Consider the following 13,512-nt stretch of genomic DNA (forward strand, 5'->3'; position numbering starts at 1 on the left):
ATGCAGATGAATACGGCCAGAGCGGCTGGTGCATTCGCGAACGGGGAAAATGCACGACAGACACTCCCGCAAGAAGGGGTGCAAGAGGCGGCGGGAGTTCCATCCGATATGAAACATGACGCGCTTTTCGAACGGGTCAGTGCGCGGCTGAAGGCGCAGGTCGGTCCGGACGTCTTCGCGAGCTGGTTCGGTCGCCTCAAGATCCATTCGGTTTCCAAGAGCCTCGTGCGCCTTTCGGTGCCCACGACCTTCCTGAAGTCCTGGATCAACAACCGTTACCTCGACCTCATCACCAGTCTCTTCCAGCAGGAGGATCCCGAGATCCTCAAGGTGGAAATCCTGGTGCGCACCGCGACCCGCGGCGTCCGCGCCGGCATGGCCGAAGAAACGACTGTGACCGAGCAGCCCGCCCCGCAGGCGCAGCAGCGCCGCCCGGCCGGCGGCCCGCAGCCGGTCGCCAATGTCGCCGCGTCGGTCACCGCCACGGCCCAGCCGCGCGCGCCGCAGTCCGGCCCCCTCTTCGGCTCGCCGCTCGACCAGCGCTACACGTTCGACGCCTTCGTCGAAGGCACCTCGAACCGCGTCGCCCTTGCCGCCGCCCGCACCATTGCGGAAGCCGGTGCCGGCGCCGTGCGCTTCAATCCGCTCTTCATTCATTCCAGCGTCGGTCTCGGCAAGACGCATCTTCTGCAGGCCATCGCGCTCGGCGCGCTCTCCAGCGCCCGCAACCCGCGCGTCGTTTACCTGACGGCCGAATATTTCATGTGGCGCTTCGCAACCGCGATCCGCGACAACGATGCGCTCTCCCTCAAGGAGACGCTGCGCAACATCGATCTTCTGATTATCGACGACATGCAATTCCTGCAGGGCAACTCGATCCAGAACGAGTTCTGCCACCTGCTCAACATGCTGCTCGATTCCGCCAAGCAGGTCGTCGTCGCCGCCGACCGCGCACCGTGGGAACTGGAATCGCTCGATCCGCGCGTTCGCTCCCGTCTTCAGGGTGGCGTCGCCATCGAGATGGAAGCGCCCGACTACGAGATGCGCCTTGAAATCCTCAAGCGCCGCCTTGCCGCCGCGCAGCAGGAAGACGCCTCGCTCGACATCTCGCCGGAAATTCTGAGCCATGTCGCCCGCAATATCACGGCCAGCGGCCGCGAGCTGGAAGGCGCCTTTAACCAGCTGCTCTTCCGCCGCTCCTTCGAGCCGAACCTGACGATCGAGCGCGTCGATGAACTGCTCGGCCATCTGGTCGCCGCCGGCGAGCCGCGCCGCGTGCGCATCGAGGACATCCAGCGCGTCGTCGCCAAGCATTACAACGTCTCGCGCCAGGAACTGGTCTCGAACCGCCGCACGCGCGTCATCGTCAAGCCGCGCCAGATCGCCATGTATCTGTCGAAGACGCTGACGCCGCGCTCCTTCCCGGAGATCGGCCGCCGCTTCGGCGGACGCGACCATACGACCGTGCTGCATGCCGTGCGCAAGATCGAGGAACTGATCTCGGGCGATACCAAGCTCAGCCACGAGATCGAGCTTCTGAAGCGCCTGATCAACGAATAGGCCGCCGGCCTTTCCAACAAACGCCGCGCCGTCTGCGAGATGGCGCGGCGTTTTGCCGTTCGAGGGACGCGGAGCCACCGGCATGAGACTGCTCGTCACCTATATGGAACTGTGCGATCCGCCGGTGAACCATCCGGCGCTGCCCGCACCCTCCGCCGGCCTGTCCATCCAGCCTGAGAGGCTGTCCGTGGCGGACTATGTCGCGCTCTACCGAGAGGTCGGCACGCCGCTCGACTGGGATTCCCGCCTGCGCCTGCCGCAGAAGGCGCTTGCGGCCTTCCTGTCCGCCTCGTCGACAAGGATCTACGTGCTGCGCGAGGTGGGGAAGGCGGTCGGCTTCTGCGAATTCGATGCCGTCGATACACCAGATATCGAACTCACCCATTTCGGTCTCATCCCGGCCGCCTATGGCCGGCGGCTCGGGCCTTTCCTGCTGGACACCGCCCTGCGGGCCGTCTGGAGCGAGACGACGCGGCGGCTCTGGCTGCACACGGATACGAACGACCATGCCAAGGCGCAGGCGACCTATGCCCGGGCAGGCTTCACGATCTTCAAGGAGCAGGTCGAGGACTTCCCGGACTGAGCCGATGCGCGAAGCGCTCTAGCAGGCAAGATCGGCGACGACGGCGTCGAGGATCAGCATCCCGGCCGGGGTGCAGCGCAGGCGCGAATTGCCGAGCCGCTCGATGAAGCCGTGGTCGATGAGGAACTGTTCGCGGTCCGGGTCCAGGTCGCGGCCGGAAAAGGCCTGCCAGCGGGCAAGGTCCACGCCTTCCTTCAGCCGCAGGCCCATTAGCAGGAGTTCGTCGGCCTGTGCCTCGTATTCCAGCACTTCCTGGTCGACCATGCCGTGGCCCTCGGCCTCGACGAGCGACAGCCAGCCCTCGGGCTTGCGCTCCGTCGCGGTCGCGATCTTCGCGCCGCCCGTCGTCAGCCGGCCATGGGCGCCGGGACCGATGCCGACATAATCGCCATAGCGCCAGTAGGTGAGGTTGTGGCGGCTTTCCGAGCCGGGGCGGGCATGGTTGGAAACCTCGTAGGCCGGCATGCCCTCGCGCTCGGTGATCTCCTGCGTCGCCTCGTAGAGCACGGCGGATTGCTCTCCATCCGGCACCACCAGCTTGCCGGCCTTGGCGAGACCGTAGAAGGGCGTGCCCTCTTCGATGGTGAGCTGGTAGAGCGAGAGGTGGTCGACCGCGTAGGAGACGGCTTCCTTCAGCTCCCGGTCCCATTCCTCCACCGTCTGGTTCGGGCGGGCATAGATGAGGTCGAAGGACATGCGCGGGAAGATGTCGCGGGCAAGCCGTATGGCCTTCAGCGCATCGGCGACATCATGCAGCCGCCCGAGGAATTTCAGGTCCCGGTCGTTCAGCGCCTGCACGCCGAGCGAGACGCGGTTGACGCCGGCGGCGCGGTAGCCGCGGAAACGTTCGGCCTCCACGCTGGAGGGGTTCGCCTCCATGGTGATCTCGATACCATCGGGCACATGCCAGTGGCGGGCGATGCCGTTGAGGATCGCGTCCACCGTCTCCGGCGCCATCAGCGAGGGCGTGCCGCCGCCCATGAAGATGCTGGTGACGGTGCGCGAGCCCGTCAGCCGGCGCATCGTCGCCATTTCCTTCAGGAAGGCCTGCACGAAGCGCGGCTGGTCGACCGGCTGGTGGCGCACATGGCTGTTGAAGTCGCAATAGGGGCATTTGGCGGCACAGAACGGCCAGTGCACATAGATGCCGAAGCCGGGATCGGAAAGGCCCGTTCCCATGCTCGGCCGGATATCGAAGGGCACCGCCGTCATGACGTTTCAGGCTTTCAGGCAGGTTTCGACGAAGATCTTGAAGGCGCGGGCGCGGTGCGAGAGCGCTGTCGCGTCACCCGGCTTCCAGCCGTGCTTTTCTTCCGCGCTCATCTCGCCGAAGGTCGTCTCGTACCCTTCCGGCTGGAAGACGGGATCGTAGCCGAAACCCTTGTCGCCGCGCGGCGGCCAGACCACATGGCCTTCCACCTCGCCGCGGAAGAGTTCCGTATGGCCGTCCGGCCAGGCAAGGCACAGCACGGAGACGAAGCGCGCGGTGCGGTCCCTGGCGTCCGTAGCGCCCTTTTCGGCCAGCGCCTTTTCGACCTTCTCCATGGCCATGGTGAAATCGCGCGTGCCGTCTTCCTTCTCCGCCCAGTTGGCGGTGTAGACGCCCGGCGCGCCGCCCAGCGCGTCGATCACGAGGCCGGAATCGTCCGAAAGGGCCGGCAGGCCCGAGGCCTTTGCCGAGGCGAGGGCCTTGATCGTCGCGTTCTCCTCGAAGGTCGTGCCGGTCTCGTCCGGTTCCTCGAATTTCAGTTCCGCGGCGGACTTGGCGGAAAAGCCGAAGGGGCCGATCAGGTCCTCGATCTCGCGGATCTTTCCGGCATTGTGGCTGGCGACGACGATCGTCTTGGTATCGAGCTTGCGCATAAGGGTTCCTAAGCGATGTTCCAGAGACCGGGCTCTGCACATTCGAGACTGTTGCCGGCGGGGTCGCGAAAATAGATCGAGCGGGCGCCGTTCGGCCAGCGAAAATCCGCTTCGATGGCGATGCCGGCTTCTTCCAGCTTTTTCACCCAGAAATCAAGCGCGGGGCCGGGAATGCGGAAACAGGCGTGGCCGGGGCCGCTGGTGCCATGCACCGGCACGGGAAAGGCCTGCGGCGGCGGGGGCACGGCGGTCTCCTTCGCATTGAAGATCAGGAAAACGCCTGGGCCGCAGCGAAAGAAGACGTGGCGGTTGCCGTGCCGCGTGATCTTCTCGAGGCCGAGAATGCCGCCATAGAAGGCCTCCGCCGCGTCGAGGTCATCCGCGTAAAGCGCGGTTTCGAGAATGCCTTCGATCGCGGCGGTCATGGTCTTGCGCCTTTTCTCAGGCGATAGCCTGCTTCTGCAGGGCGACGAGGTCGGCAATGCCGCCCCGGGCAAGCGCCATCAGGCTGGAGAATTCCTCCTCCGTGAACGGCTTGCCTTCCGCGGTGCCCTGGATTTCGACGATGCCGCCCGAGCCGGTCATGACGAAGTTGGCATCGGTCTCGGCGGCGGAGTCTTCCAGATAATCGAGGTCGATCACCGACTGTGCGGCGAAGATGCCGCAGGAGATCGCGGCGACGTGGTCCTTCAGCACCTTCTCGACCTTGATCATGTTGCGCGCTTCCATCCACTTCAGGCAGTCGTGGAGGGCGATCCATGCGCCGGTGATGGAGGCCGTGCGCGTGCCGCCGTCCGCCTGGATGACGTCGCAGTCGACGGTGATCTGGCGCTCGCCGAGGGCTTCGAGGTCGACGATGGCGCGCAGCGACCGGCCGATGAGACGCTGGATTTCCTGCGTGCGGCCGCCCTGCTTGCCGGCGGCGGCTTCACGCTTCATGCGGTCGCCGGTGGCGCGCGGCAGCATGCCGTATTCGGCCGTCACCCAGCCCTTGCCGCTGTTGCGCAGCCACGGCGGCGTCTTGTCCTCAAGGCTTGCGGTGACGAGCACGTGCGTATCGCCGAACTTGACGAGACAGGAGCCTTCGGCATGCTTGGAAACGTTGCGCTCGAAGGAAACCTTGCGCATCTGATCGGTTTTTCTGCCGGACGGCCGCATTGCGAACTCCTGTCTGAGATATGTGTGAGGCTGCTTTAGACCACTTCGCCGGGCGAGGGAATGCCGGAGGCCGAAGGTCAAGGAAAATCCGTTTTGCGCCGGCCGGCGAAATCACTATATTCCGGGCGGACAACAGGGTTGCAGTTCAAAGATGGTTTTGAGATCTCCGGGACCTGACATTCAGGCGGCGCTCGACGAGCGTTCGGGCGAAATCTTCCGCCGCATCGTCGAAACGTATCTCGAGAGCGGCGAGCCGCTCGGCTCGCGCAACCTGTCGCGCATCCTGCCCATGTCGCTCTCGCCCGCCTCCGTGCGCAATGTGATGAGCGATCTGGAAGAACTCGGCCTCATCTATTCGCCGCATATCAGCGCGGGCCGCCTGCCGACGCAGCTGGGCTTGCGCTTCTTCGTCGACGCCTTCATGCAGGTCGGCAACATTTCCGCCGAGGACCGCGCCTCCATCGAGCGCCATGTCCGCCCGCACGGCCAGAAGCACACCGCCGTCGAGACCATGATGAACGAGGCGAGCCAGGCGCTGTCAGGCATGTCGCGGGGTGCGGGTCTCGTCATCACCACCAAGAACGACGCCGTGCTCAAGCATGTCGAGTTCATCCGGCTGGAGCCGACCAAGGCGCTTGTCGTGCTGGTCGGCGATCACGACCAGGTGGAGAACCGCATCATCGAGCTGCCGGCGGGCGTCACCAGCTCGCAGCTCACCGAGGCGGCCAATTTCCTCAACGCGCATCTGTCGGGCAACACGCTGCTGGAGGCCCGCTCACAGCTGGAGCGCCTGCGCGGCGAGATCAGCAGCGAGCTCGACAAGCTGTCGCAGGACCTCGTCGAACGCGGCCTTGCCGTCTGGTCGGGTGGCTTCGAGGAGGCAAAGCCGACGCGCCTTATCGTACGCGGCCGGGCGAACCTTCTGGAAGGCCTTGCCGGCGCCGACGATATCGACCGCCTGCGCATGCTCTTCGACGACCTCGAGCGCAAGGACAGCCTGATCGAGCTGCTGAACCTCGCTGAGACAGGGCCGGGCGTGCGTATCTTCATCGGCTCGGAGAACAAGCTCTTCTCCCTCTCCGGCTCCTCGCTCATCGTCGCGCCATACCGGGATGGTGACGACAAGATCGTCGGCGCGGTCGGTGTCATCGGCCCGACGCGGCTCAACTATTCCCGTATCGTGCCCATGGTGGACTATACGGCCCAGCTCATGTCGCGGCTTTCGCGCTGAGAATAGCCAATCCGGCCTTCAGCCCTTGATTTTTCAGGCTCAAAGCTCGATATCGGGCCCAAACCCAGAAAATGCAATTCGGAGTACGTCATGACCGACGAAACCAAGAAACACGGACCTGACGACGTGGTGGACATCAACTTCGCCGCGCAAGCAGCGGCCGATGCCGCCGTCGAGGCAGAAACCCCGGCCGAAGCCGATCCGATCGACGTGCTGCGTGCGGAAAACGCCGACCTTCGCGACAAGTACCTGCGCCTTGCCGCCGAGATGGACAACCTGCGCCGCCGCACCGAGCGCGACGTGAAGGATGCCAAGTCCTATTCCGTCGCCGGTTTCGCCCGCGACATGCTGGCCGTGTCCGACAACCTGCGCCGCGCGCTGGACGCCATTCCGGCCGATGCCCGTGAAGGCGGCGATGCCGGCCTCACTGCGCTGGCGGAAGGCGTCGAGATGACCGAGCGTTCCATGCTCGCCGCGCTCGAGCGCCATGGCGTGCGCAAGCTCGACCCGATGGGTGAGAAGTTCGACCCGAACTTCCACCAGGCCATGTTCGAAGTGCCGAACCCCGAGATCGCCAGCAACACGGTCGTGCAGGTCGTGCAGGCCGGCTACGTCATCGGCGAGCGCGTGCTGCGTCCCGCCATGGTCGGTGTTTCCAAGGGCGGCCCCAAGGCCCCTGCGGGCGAGGCGAACGCCGCACAGGCCTGATAGGCTCTTTTCGACAATCCGAACGCCCGCATCAGCAATGGTGCGGGCGTTTTTCTTGCGCGGTTTTTGCTGAGCCTGAAAAACGAAACCGCCGCAGGACGCTGGTCCGCGGCGGTTTCGCAAGCAATCGGTATCTTGCGGCCTTACGCCGCGTTGGACGCCTGTTCCTCGCTGAGGCAGGCGTAGATGGCGCTCTCGCTGTCGGAAGCGCGCAGCTTTGCGACCATTGCGGGATCGCGCAGCACGCGGGCGATCCGCGAAAGGGCTTTCAGATGATCCGCGCCGGCGCCTTCCGGCGCCAGGAGCAGGAAGACGAGATCGACCGGCTGGTCGTCCAGCGCCTCGAAGTCGACGGGCGTTTCGAGCCTCGCGAAGAGGCCGGTGATCTGCGAAAGCTCCTTCAGCTTGCCGTGCGGAATGGCGATGCCATTGCCGACACCGGTCGAACCAAGTCGCTCTCGCTGAAGGATGACGTCGAAGATCTCGCGTTCGGGAAGCCCGGTGATCTTGGCCGCTTTTGCCGCCAGCTCCTGAAGCAGCTGCTTCTTGGAATTGGCCTTCATCGCCGGAATAATCGCACTCTGCTGCAGTAGACCTGCCAATGCCATGCTCTTGTCCTCGTGCGCTGGGTGAAGGGTTTGAAGAAGCGTGGCGCCCGTCCCGGCGCCACGCTCCCGTCACTCAGCCTTTGATATTGGCTGCATCGATCCAGCCAATATTTCCGTCGTTGCGTCGGTAGACGATATTGAGCTGCTCCGACCCGGCGCTGCGGAAGAGAAGAACCGGCTCGTCCGTCATGTCGAGCGCCATCACGGCGCCTGCGACGGACATGGTCCTGAGTTTCTTCGTGCTTTCCGCGACGATGGTCGGCGCGTAGTCCTCGGGAAGCTCTTCGTCTTCGTCGGGGACAGAATCCATCACCGTGTAGGCCACTTCCGCAAAGGCGTCGTGACCGTTGCCATTGTGGTGTGCCTTGAGTTTGCGCTTGTACCGGCGAAGGCGCTTTTCGATCCGCTCCGAGGCTGCCTGGAAGGCCGCCAGCGGATCGTTTGCCTCGCCATTGGCCTGCAAGGCCGTCCCCGTATCCAGGTGAAGCTTGCAGTCCGCACTGTACCGCGATCCCGCTTTTTCCACGGTGACCTGGCTCGAATACCCTCCGTCGAAATATTTGGTTACGGCTTCTCCGACCTGCTCTTCAATCCGCTGGCGGAAGCTGTCGCCGATTTCCATATGTTTACCGGACACACGCACACTCATGGAGGTTACCTCTCTTTCATGATTTGCGCGCACCAGTCTATTCCAACCTCATCTGCGTTCCAAGCTTTTCACGCACGCGCTGTTTGCTGCATCGCACGCTCAAGAAAAGCGGGGATATGTTTTGGAAGTCCGGTATGCCTTTCCTTCGAAAGTGGGGCGCGCATTAGCCCTTCCAGCCGGGCAAGTCAATCGGCGGATTCAGCTATCGTTAACTTCCGGCAGCCTGAAGCGGCGCTTATCCCGGCTTTGTTTCAGCCGCCGGACGCCTTGGCGAGCGCCCGCTTTTCGCGCCTGCGCTGCACGGAGGAGGGGATGTTCATCGCCTCGCGGTACTTGGCCACCGTCCGGCGGGCAAGTTCCACGCCGCCCTTGTGCAGTGCATCAACGATATCGTCGTCGGAAAGCACCGCGTCGGGCGTCTCCCGCGCGATCATGGTGCGAATCCGGTGGCGCACGCTCTCGGCCGAATGAGAATCGCCGCCTTCCGCCGAGCCGATGGAGACTGTGAAGAAATACTTCAGCTCGAACAGGCCGCGCGGCGTCAACATGTACTTGTTCGAGGTGACGCGGCTCACCGTCGATTCGTGCATGCCGATCGCCTCGGCGATGGTCTTGAGATTCAGCGGGCGCAGGTGATCGACGCCGTGCATCAGGAAGCCGTCCTGTTGGCGCACGATCTCGCTCGCCACCTTCATGATGGTGCGGGCGCGCTGGTCGAGGCTGCGCGTCAGCCAGTTGGCCGTCTGCAAGCATTCGTTGAGGAAACCGTAGTCGGCGCTGTCGCGGCTCGTGCGGCTGGAGACGGCGGCATAGTAGTCGCGGTTGACGAGGACGCGGGGCAGGGTGTCGGGGTTGAGCTCGACCTGCCAGGAGCCGTCGGGCGCGGCGCGCACGATGATGTCGGGCACAACGGCCTCCGAGGCGCTGGTCTCGTAGCGCGTGCCGGGTTTGGGGTCGAGCTTGCGGATTTCGGCCAGCATGTCGAGCAGGTCTTCCTCGCCCACGCCGCACAGCTTCTTCAGCGTCGCGAAATCGCGCCGGGCGAGCAGTTCGAGATTGTCGACCAGAACGGCCATGGCCGGGTCCAGCCGGTCGAGCGCCCGAAGCTGGATGGAGAGGCACTCACTGAGCGTGCGGGCGAAGACGCCGGGCGGGTCCAGCTCCTGCAGGCGGGAAAGCACGCGCCCGATATCGGCGGCGGGCTTGCCGAGCTTTTCCGCCGTCTCGGCGACGCTGCCCTGGAAGTAGCCGGCCTCGTCGAGCTGGTCGACGAGATGCTGGGCAATCAGCCGGTCAATGGCGTCCGTGAGCACGAAGGGGATCTGCTCGTTCAGCACGTCGCGCAGCGTCTTGCGGCTCGCCACGAAGTCGTCGAGGTCGTAGCCCTCGCCGTCCTCGCCGCCGGGCATGGATTTCCACTGGCCGAGAAGCTCCGGCGCATCCGCCGCGCGCGGGCCTGTGTCGTCGGGAAAGACATTGTCCAGCCCGCCGTCGAGCGTTTCCGGCGCGCTGCCGGCGCTGCCCGTCGTTGCATTGTCGTAGAGGTCCGGCTGGAAGCCGTCCTCGCTGCCGGCGTTTTCGGCATGGGGAGCGTCGTCGCCGGTAAAGGGATCATCCACGCCGCGGCCGTCCTCGCCGGCGGCGATCTCGAGCAGCGGGTTCTTCTCGACTTCCTGCTCGATGAACTGCGTCAGCTCGACATGCGTCATCTGCAGCAGCTGGATCGACTGCATGAGCTGCGGGGTCATGACCAGCGACTGGTTCTGGCGCAGGAAAAGGCTGGCGGCGAGGGCCATGCGGACGCTCTGTTCTCCCGGAAAGCGGCCTCTGGCCATCGTGGCCGGGGCGGCGGAATCCAACTGGCCCGAAAATTGCGTTTTTACGGGGTTTGGTCAAGCCGCGGCCGGGAACGTGGTGAAGATCGCCTAGAGGCTGAAATTGTCGCCGAGGTAGAGCCGGCGCACGTCGGCATTGTTGACGATGTCGTTCGCCCGGCCATGGGTCAGCACTTCGCCGGCATGGATGATATAGGCGCGGTCGATGAGGCCGAGTGTCTCGCGCACGTTATGGTCGGTGATCAGGACGCCGATGCCGCGCGAGGTGAGGTGGCGCACCAGCGCCTGGATGTCGGCGACCGAGATGGGATCGACGCCCGCGAAGGGCTCGTCAAGCAGCATGAAGGTCGGGTCGGTGGCGAGCGCGCGGGCGATTTCGAGACGGCGGCGCTCGCCGCCCGAAAGGGCGACGGCCGGCGACTTGCGCAGATGTGCGATGGAGAATTCGGCCAGCAGGCTGTCGAGCTTGGCTTCGCGCCGCGCCTTGTCCTTGTCGTGCACTTCCAGCACGGCGCGGATGTTCTCCTCCACCGTCAGTCCGCGGAAGATCGAGGCTTCCTGCGGCAGGTAGCCGACGCCAAGGCGCGCGCGGCGATACATCGGCATGGTGGTGACGTCGTGGCCGTTGATCTCGATCGAGCCTTCGTCGACGGGCACGAGACCGGTAATCATGTAGAAACAGGTCGTCTTGCCGGCGCCGTTCGGACCGAGCAGGCCCACGGCCTCGCCGCGCCGCACGACCAGCGACACACCGTTGACGACGCGCCGGTCGCGATAGGTCTTCGTCAGCCCGCGCGCAATCAGCGTGCCTTCGTAGCGCGACAGGTCACTGTTGCGCTGAGGCTCCTGCGCGGCCTTCTTCGGGCGGCGCGTCAATCGGGTGAGCAGGGAGGAAGACACGTGGCGCTATATCAGTTCGTTTGCTTGCGGGATTTCGGGTCGAGCTGGATCATGACACGCCCGCCGCAGGCGTCGAGCTTGGCTTCGCCGGTCTTCATGGCCACGGTGAGCTGGCAGCCGACGAAGACGTTCTCGCCCTCCGACAGCACGACCTTATCGCCCTTGAGTAGCAGCGTCTCGTTGACCATGTTGAAGGTGCCGGTGTCGGCCGTCGCTTCCTGGCTCTGCGACTTGAGGTAGACCTTGTCGAAGACGTCGATCGTCTCGATGTCCGCGTCGCCGCCGGAGATCGAGCCGCCGCCGCCCGACTTGTAATGCACGACCATGCGGCCGGCTTGCAGCGTCGTGGTGCCCTGTACGACCTTCACATTGCCCGTGAACTCTGCCTTGCTCTCCTGGTCGCGGATCTCGAGCTTGTCGCTCTGGATCTGGATCGGCTGGTCGTTCGACAGCTTCATGCCCTTCATGTTGCTCGACGTCTGCTGGGCGCCGGCGGAGCCGGCGGCAAGCACGAGGCCGGCGGCAAGAGCGAAAAGGCTGGCGGCCCGACGGGGGGCGGAGAAACTGGCGAACATGGGGCTCTTACTTTTCCCGGTTGCGGATGGCGGCAGGATCGACATCGACGACGACCTTGCCTTCGAAGGTTACAACCCGGCCTTTATCCGTCATTCGCAGCGACTGCGCAACAATGGATGCGGAGGGCGCGCGGATTGAAACCGGCTCCGTCGTCGACATGGTTCCGCCGTTGACGTCGAGATTGGCGGAACGGAAGGCGGCGGTCAGGCCGTTGTTGAGATTGATGGTGAAGGGCGCGGTCATGTCGAGCAGGTTCTTGCCGCGGTCGTAGACGCCCGTTTCGGCCAGAACCTCGGCGGTCGTGTTCTCGTTGACCGGCATCTTCGCCGTGATGTTCTCGAGTGTGATGACGTCAGGCTGCTTCATGTCCTGCAGCGCCCGCTCCGCCTTCATCGAATAGCTGATGCCGTCGTCGTTGCGCCCGGCGATGGCCGGGTAGCGCATGACGAGCTTGCCGTCCTCGATGGTCGCGCTTTCGACCTGGAGATTGGAGGGAATGTAGGTACGCACGATCGAAACGACCGCGAAGACCGCGCCGATGAGGAGGGCGGCGACCGGCAGGGCGATCTTCAGCAGGCGCACGCGCCGGGAATGCCGCGTGGCGAGGCGGTAAGCCTCGGCGGTTCCGCCCATGCCCTGCGCACCCGTCGGTGCTTCTGCCACGTTGTCCAGCATCCTGCCTGCTTGAATGTCCGCTCCGGTCCTCGCCGTCAAAGGGCCGCAACCATAACGGGCCTCATATGGCGATTATTCCTGAACAAACAATGGATGTCCAAGAAAGTTCGGCGACGAATTGCCATTTGCGCCGGGAATGCCATATCGATAGGGCCTTCCGCAAGCCACCTTGAGAGGCGGCGATCCAGTATCGAGGACAGGACATGGACCAATCCGCCATCGCCGACCGTCGGCAACTGCGCCGCAAGCTCACCTTCTGGCGCGTCGCGGCCGTGCTGATCGCGCTTGCCGCGGTCTTTGCGGCGGTCGCCTGGCGCTGGCCCGGCGAGACGGGCGATCACATCGCCCGCGTCAGCATTTCGGGCATCATCCAGGACGACAGCGAGCTTCTGGCGCGCCTCGACGCCATCGCGCAAAACGAACGGGCCAAGGCGCTTGTCGTCACGATCGCCTCGCCCGGCGGCACGACCTATGGCGGCGAGGTCATCTTCAAGGCGCTGCGCAAGGTGGCGGAGAAGAAGCCGGTCGTCTCGGACGTGCGCACGCTGGCGGCCTCGGCCGGCTATATGGTCGCGACGGCGGGTGACACGATCATCGCCGGAGAAAGCTCGATCACCGGTTCCATCGGCGTCCTCTTCCAGTACCCGCAACTCAAGGAGCTGATGGACAAGATCGGCGTCTCGCTGGAGGAGATCAAGTCCGCGCCGCTGAAGGCGGAGCCCTCGCCCTTCCATCCGGTAAGCGAGGACGCCAAGGCGATGATCCGTGCCATGGTTATGGACAGCTACGACTGGTTCGTCGATCTCGTCGCCGAGCGCCGCAAGCTGCCGCGCGTCGAGGTGCTGCGCCTTGCCGACGGCAGCATCTTCACCGGCCGGCAGGCGCTGGCCGCGAAGCTGGTCGACACGCTCGGCGGGCCGGAGGCGATCCGCGCCTATCTCGACACCCGCAAGGTGGCGAAGGACCTGCCCTTCATCGATTACGAGGCGCCGCGCCGCTCGGCCATCCCCTTCTTCGGCGGCAGCATCCGTGAGCTTGCCCGCTCCGTGCTCGGACTACCGGTCGACCTGCAGCCGACGATCGAAAAGCTGACCGGGGAGAAGTTGTTTCTTGACGGTCTTGTTTCGGTTTGGCAGGTTGATCGCGATTGAAAAACAAGAATTTTT

Annotated in this window: 15 protein-coding genes; 5 read left to right on the forward strand and 10 right to left on the reverse strand. The window is 64.6% G+C overall.

Going from position 1 to position 13,512, the window contains the following annotated elements; all coding sequences use genetic code 11:
- Positions 1–108 precede the first annotated feature (108 nt).
- Positions 109–1,560 (forward strand): chromosomal replication initiator protein DnaA, encoded by a 1,452-nt coding sequence (gene dnaA / locus MOE34_RS00005; protein ID WP_242219674.1) that lies wholly within the window; start codon positions 109–111, stop codon positions 1,558–1,560.
- An 82-nt stretch (positions 1,561–1,642) separates the two neighbouring features.
- The gene (locus MOE34_RS00010) at positions 1,643–2,143 is read left to right on the forward strand and encodes a GNAT family N-acetyltransferase (RefSeq protein ID WP_242219676.1); all 501 of its coding nucleotides are present in this window, start codon (positions 1,643–1,645) and stop codon (positions 2,141–2,143) included.
- An 18-nt stretch (positions 2,144–2,161) separates the two neighbouring features.
- Here the strand turns inward: MOE34_RS00010 and hemW are convergent, their stop codons facing one another.
- The 4 genes from hemW to rph are packed head-to-tail and all read right to left on the reverse strand — an operon-like array spanning position 2,162 to position 5,164.
- Positions 2,162–3,355, reverse strand: coding sequence for a radical SAM family heme chaperone HemW (gene hemW, locus MOE34_RS00015; RefSeq protein WP_242219678.1), 1,194 nt, complete (start codon positions 3,353–3,355; stop codon positions 2,162–2,164).
- 6 nt (positions 3,356–3,361) lie between these two features.
- Entirely contained in the window at positions 3,362–4,006 is a 645-nt protein-coding gene (rdgB, locus tag MOE34_RS00020) for an RdgB/HAM1 family non-canonical purine NTP pyrophosphatase (protein ID WP_242219680.1), read from the reverse strand.
- Between the two features lie 8 nt (positions 4,007–4,014).
- Positions 4,015–4,431: a VOC family protein gene (locus tag MOE34_RS00025; RefSeq protein WP_242219682.1), complete on the reverse strand. Its 417-nt coding sequence runs from the start codon at positions 4,429–4,431 to the stop codon at positions 4,015–4,017.
- A 16-nt stretch (positions 4,432–4,447) separates the two neighbouring features.
- Positions 4,448–5,164 (reverse strand): ribonuclease PH, encoded by a 717-nt coding sequence (gene rph / locus MOE34_RS00030; protein WP_242219684.1) that lies wholly within the window; start codon positions 5,162–5,164, stop codon positions 4,448–4,450.
- A 151-nt stretch (positions 5,165–5,315) separates the two neighbouring features.
- Here rph and hrcA point away from each other — a divergent pair, with 151 nt between their 5' ends.
- Both hrcA and grpE read left to right on the forward strand, forming a co-directional pair.
- Positions 5,316–6,395 (forward strand): heat-inducible transcriptional repressor HrcA, encoded by a 1,080-nt coding sequence (gene hrcA, locus MOE34_RS00035; protein ID WP_242219686.1) that lies wholly within the window; start codon positions 5,316–5,318, stop codon positions 6,393–6,395.
- A gap of 90 nt (positions 6,396–6,485) precedes the next feature.
- Complete coding sequence (grpE, locus tag MOE34_RS00040; RefSeq protein ID WP_242219689.1) at positions 6,486–7,103, forward strand: nucleotide exchange factor GrpE; 618 nt, start codon at positions 6,486–6,488, stop codon at positions 7,101–7,103.
- A gap of 143 nt (positions 7,104–7,246) precedes the next feature.
- Here the strand turns inward: grpE and ptsN are convergent, their stop codons facing one another.
- The 6 genes from ptsN to lptC all read right to left on the reverse strand — a co-directional run bounded on the left by ptsN (position 7,247) and on the right by lptC (position 12,346).
- The gene (gene ptsN / locus MOE34_RS00045) at positions 7,247–7,711 is read right to left on the reverse strand and encodes a PTS IIA-like nitrogen regulatory protein PtsN (protein ID WP_242219691.1); all 465 of its coding nucleotides are present in this window, start codon (positions 7,709–7,711) and stop codon (positions 7,247–7,249) included.
- Between the two features lie 73 nt (positions 7,712–7,784).
- Positions 7,785–8,360, reverse strand: coding sequence for a ribosome hibernation-promoting factor, HPF/YfiA family (gene hpf, locus MOE34_RS00050; RefSeq protein WP_242219692.1), 576 nt, complete (start codon positions 8,358–8,360; stop codon positions 7,785–7,787).
- Positions 8,361–8,611: 251 nt separating this feature from the next.
- The gene (gene rpoN / locus MOE34_RS00055; RefSeq protein ID WP_242219694.1) at positions 8,612–10,156 is read right to left on the reverse strand and encodes an RNA polymerase factor sigma-54; all 1,545 of its coding nucleotides are present in this window, start codon (positions 10,154–10,156) and stop codon (positions 8,612–8,614) included.
- A 129-nt stretch (positions 10,157–10,285) separates the two neighbouring features.
- The gene (lptB, locus tag MOE34_RS00060) at positions 10,286–11,071 is read right to left on the reverse strand and encodes an LPS export ABC transporter ATP-binding protein (protein ID WP_242224179.1); all 786 of its coding nucleotides are present in this window, start codon (positions 11,069–11,071) and stop codon (positions 10,286–10,288) included.
- Between the two features lie 35 nt (positions 11,072–11,106).
- On the reverse strand, positions 11,107–11,670 hold the full coding sequence (locus tag MOE34_RS00065; protein ID WP_242219696.1) for an LptA/OstA family protein: 564 nt from the start codon (positions 11,668–11,670) through the stop codon (positions 11,107–11,109).
- Between the two features lie 7 nt (positions 11,671–11,677).
- Entirely contained in the window at positions 11,678–12,346 is a 669-nt protein-coding gene (gene lptC / locus MOE34_RS00070) for an LPS export ABC transporter periplasmic protein LptC (protein WP_242219698.1), read from the reverse strand.
- A 203-nt stretch (positions 12,347–12,549) separates the two neighbouring features.
- Between lptC and sppA the strand changes: the two genes are divergently transcribed.
- Complete coding sequence (sppA, locus tag MOE34_RS00075) at positions 12,550–13,497, forward strand: signal peptide peptidase SppA (protein WP_242219701.1); 948 nt, start codon at positions 12,550–12,552, stop codon at positions 13,495–13,497.
- The last annotated feature ends 15 nt before the right edge of the window (positions 13,498–13,512 follow it).

This window comes from Shinella zoogloeoides, assembly GCF_022682305.1.
GTDB classification, from domain to species: domain Bacteria; phylum Pseudomonadota; class Alphaproteobacteria; order Rhizobiales; family Rhizobiaceae; genus Shinella; species Shinella zoogloeoides_B.

Coding starts and splice junctions, on each gene's coding strand:
- dnaA (WP_242219674.1), top strand. CDS start 109: ATGAAACATGACGCGCTTTTCGAACGGGTCAGTGCGCGGCTGAAGGCG.
- MOE34_RS00010 (WP_242219676.1), top strand. CDS start 1,643: ATGAGACTGCTCGTCACCTATATGGAACTGTGCGATCCGCCGGTGAAC.
- hemW (WP_242219678.1), bottom strand. CDS start 3,355: ATGACGGCGGTGCCCTTCGATATCCGGCCGAGCATGGGAACGGGCCTT.
- rdgB (WP_242219680.1), bottom strand. CDS start 4,006: ATGCGCAAGCTCGATACCAAGACGATCGTCGTCGCCAGCCACAATGCC.
- MOE34_RS00025 (WP_242219682.1), bottom strand. CDS start 4,431: ATGACCGCCGCGATCGAAGGCATTCTCGAAACCGCGCTTTACGCGGAT.
- rph (WP_242219684.1), bottom strand. CDS start 5,164: ATGCGGCCGTCCGGCAGAAAAACCGATCAGATGCGCAAGGTTTCCTTC.
- hrcA (WP_242219686.1), top strand. CDS start 5,316: ATGGTTTTGAGATCTCCGGGACCTGACATTCAGGCGGCGCTCGACGAG.
- grpE (WP_242219689.1), top strand. CDS start 6,486: ATGACCGACGAAACCAAGAAACACGGACCTGACGACGTGGTGGACATC.
- ptsN (WP_242219691.1), bottom strand. CDS start 7,711: ATGGCATTGGCAGGTCTACTGCAGCAGAGTGCGATTATTCCGGCGATG.
- hpf (WP_242219692.1), bottom strand. CDS start 8,360: ATGAGTGTGCGTGTGTCCGGTAAACATATGGAAATCGGCGACAGCTTC.
- rpoN (WP_242219694.1), bottom strand. CDS start 10,156: ATGGCCCTCGCCGCCAGCCTTTTCCTGCGCCAGAACCAGTCGCTGGTC.
- MOE34_RS00065 (WP_242219696.1), bottom strand. CDS start 11,670: ATGTTCGCCAGTTTCTCCGCCCCCCGTCGGGCCGCCAGCCTTTTCGCT.
- lptC (WP_242219698.1), bottom strand. CDS start 12,346: ATGCTGGACAACGTGGCAGAAGCACCGACGGGTGCGCAGGGCATGGGC.
- sppA (WP_242219701.1), top strand. CDS start 12,550: ATGGACCAATCCGCCATCGCCGACCGTCGGCAACTGCGCCGCAAGCTC.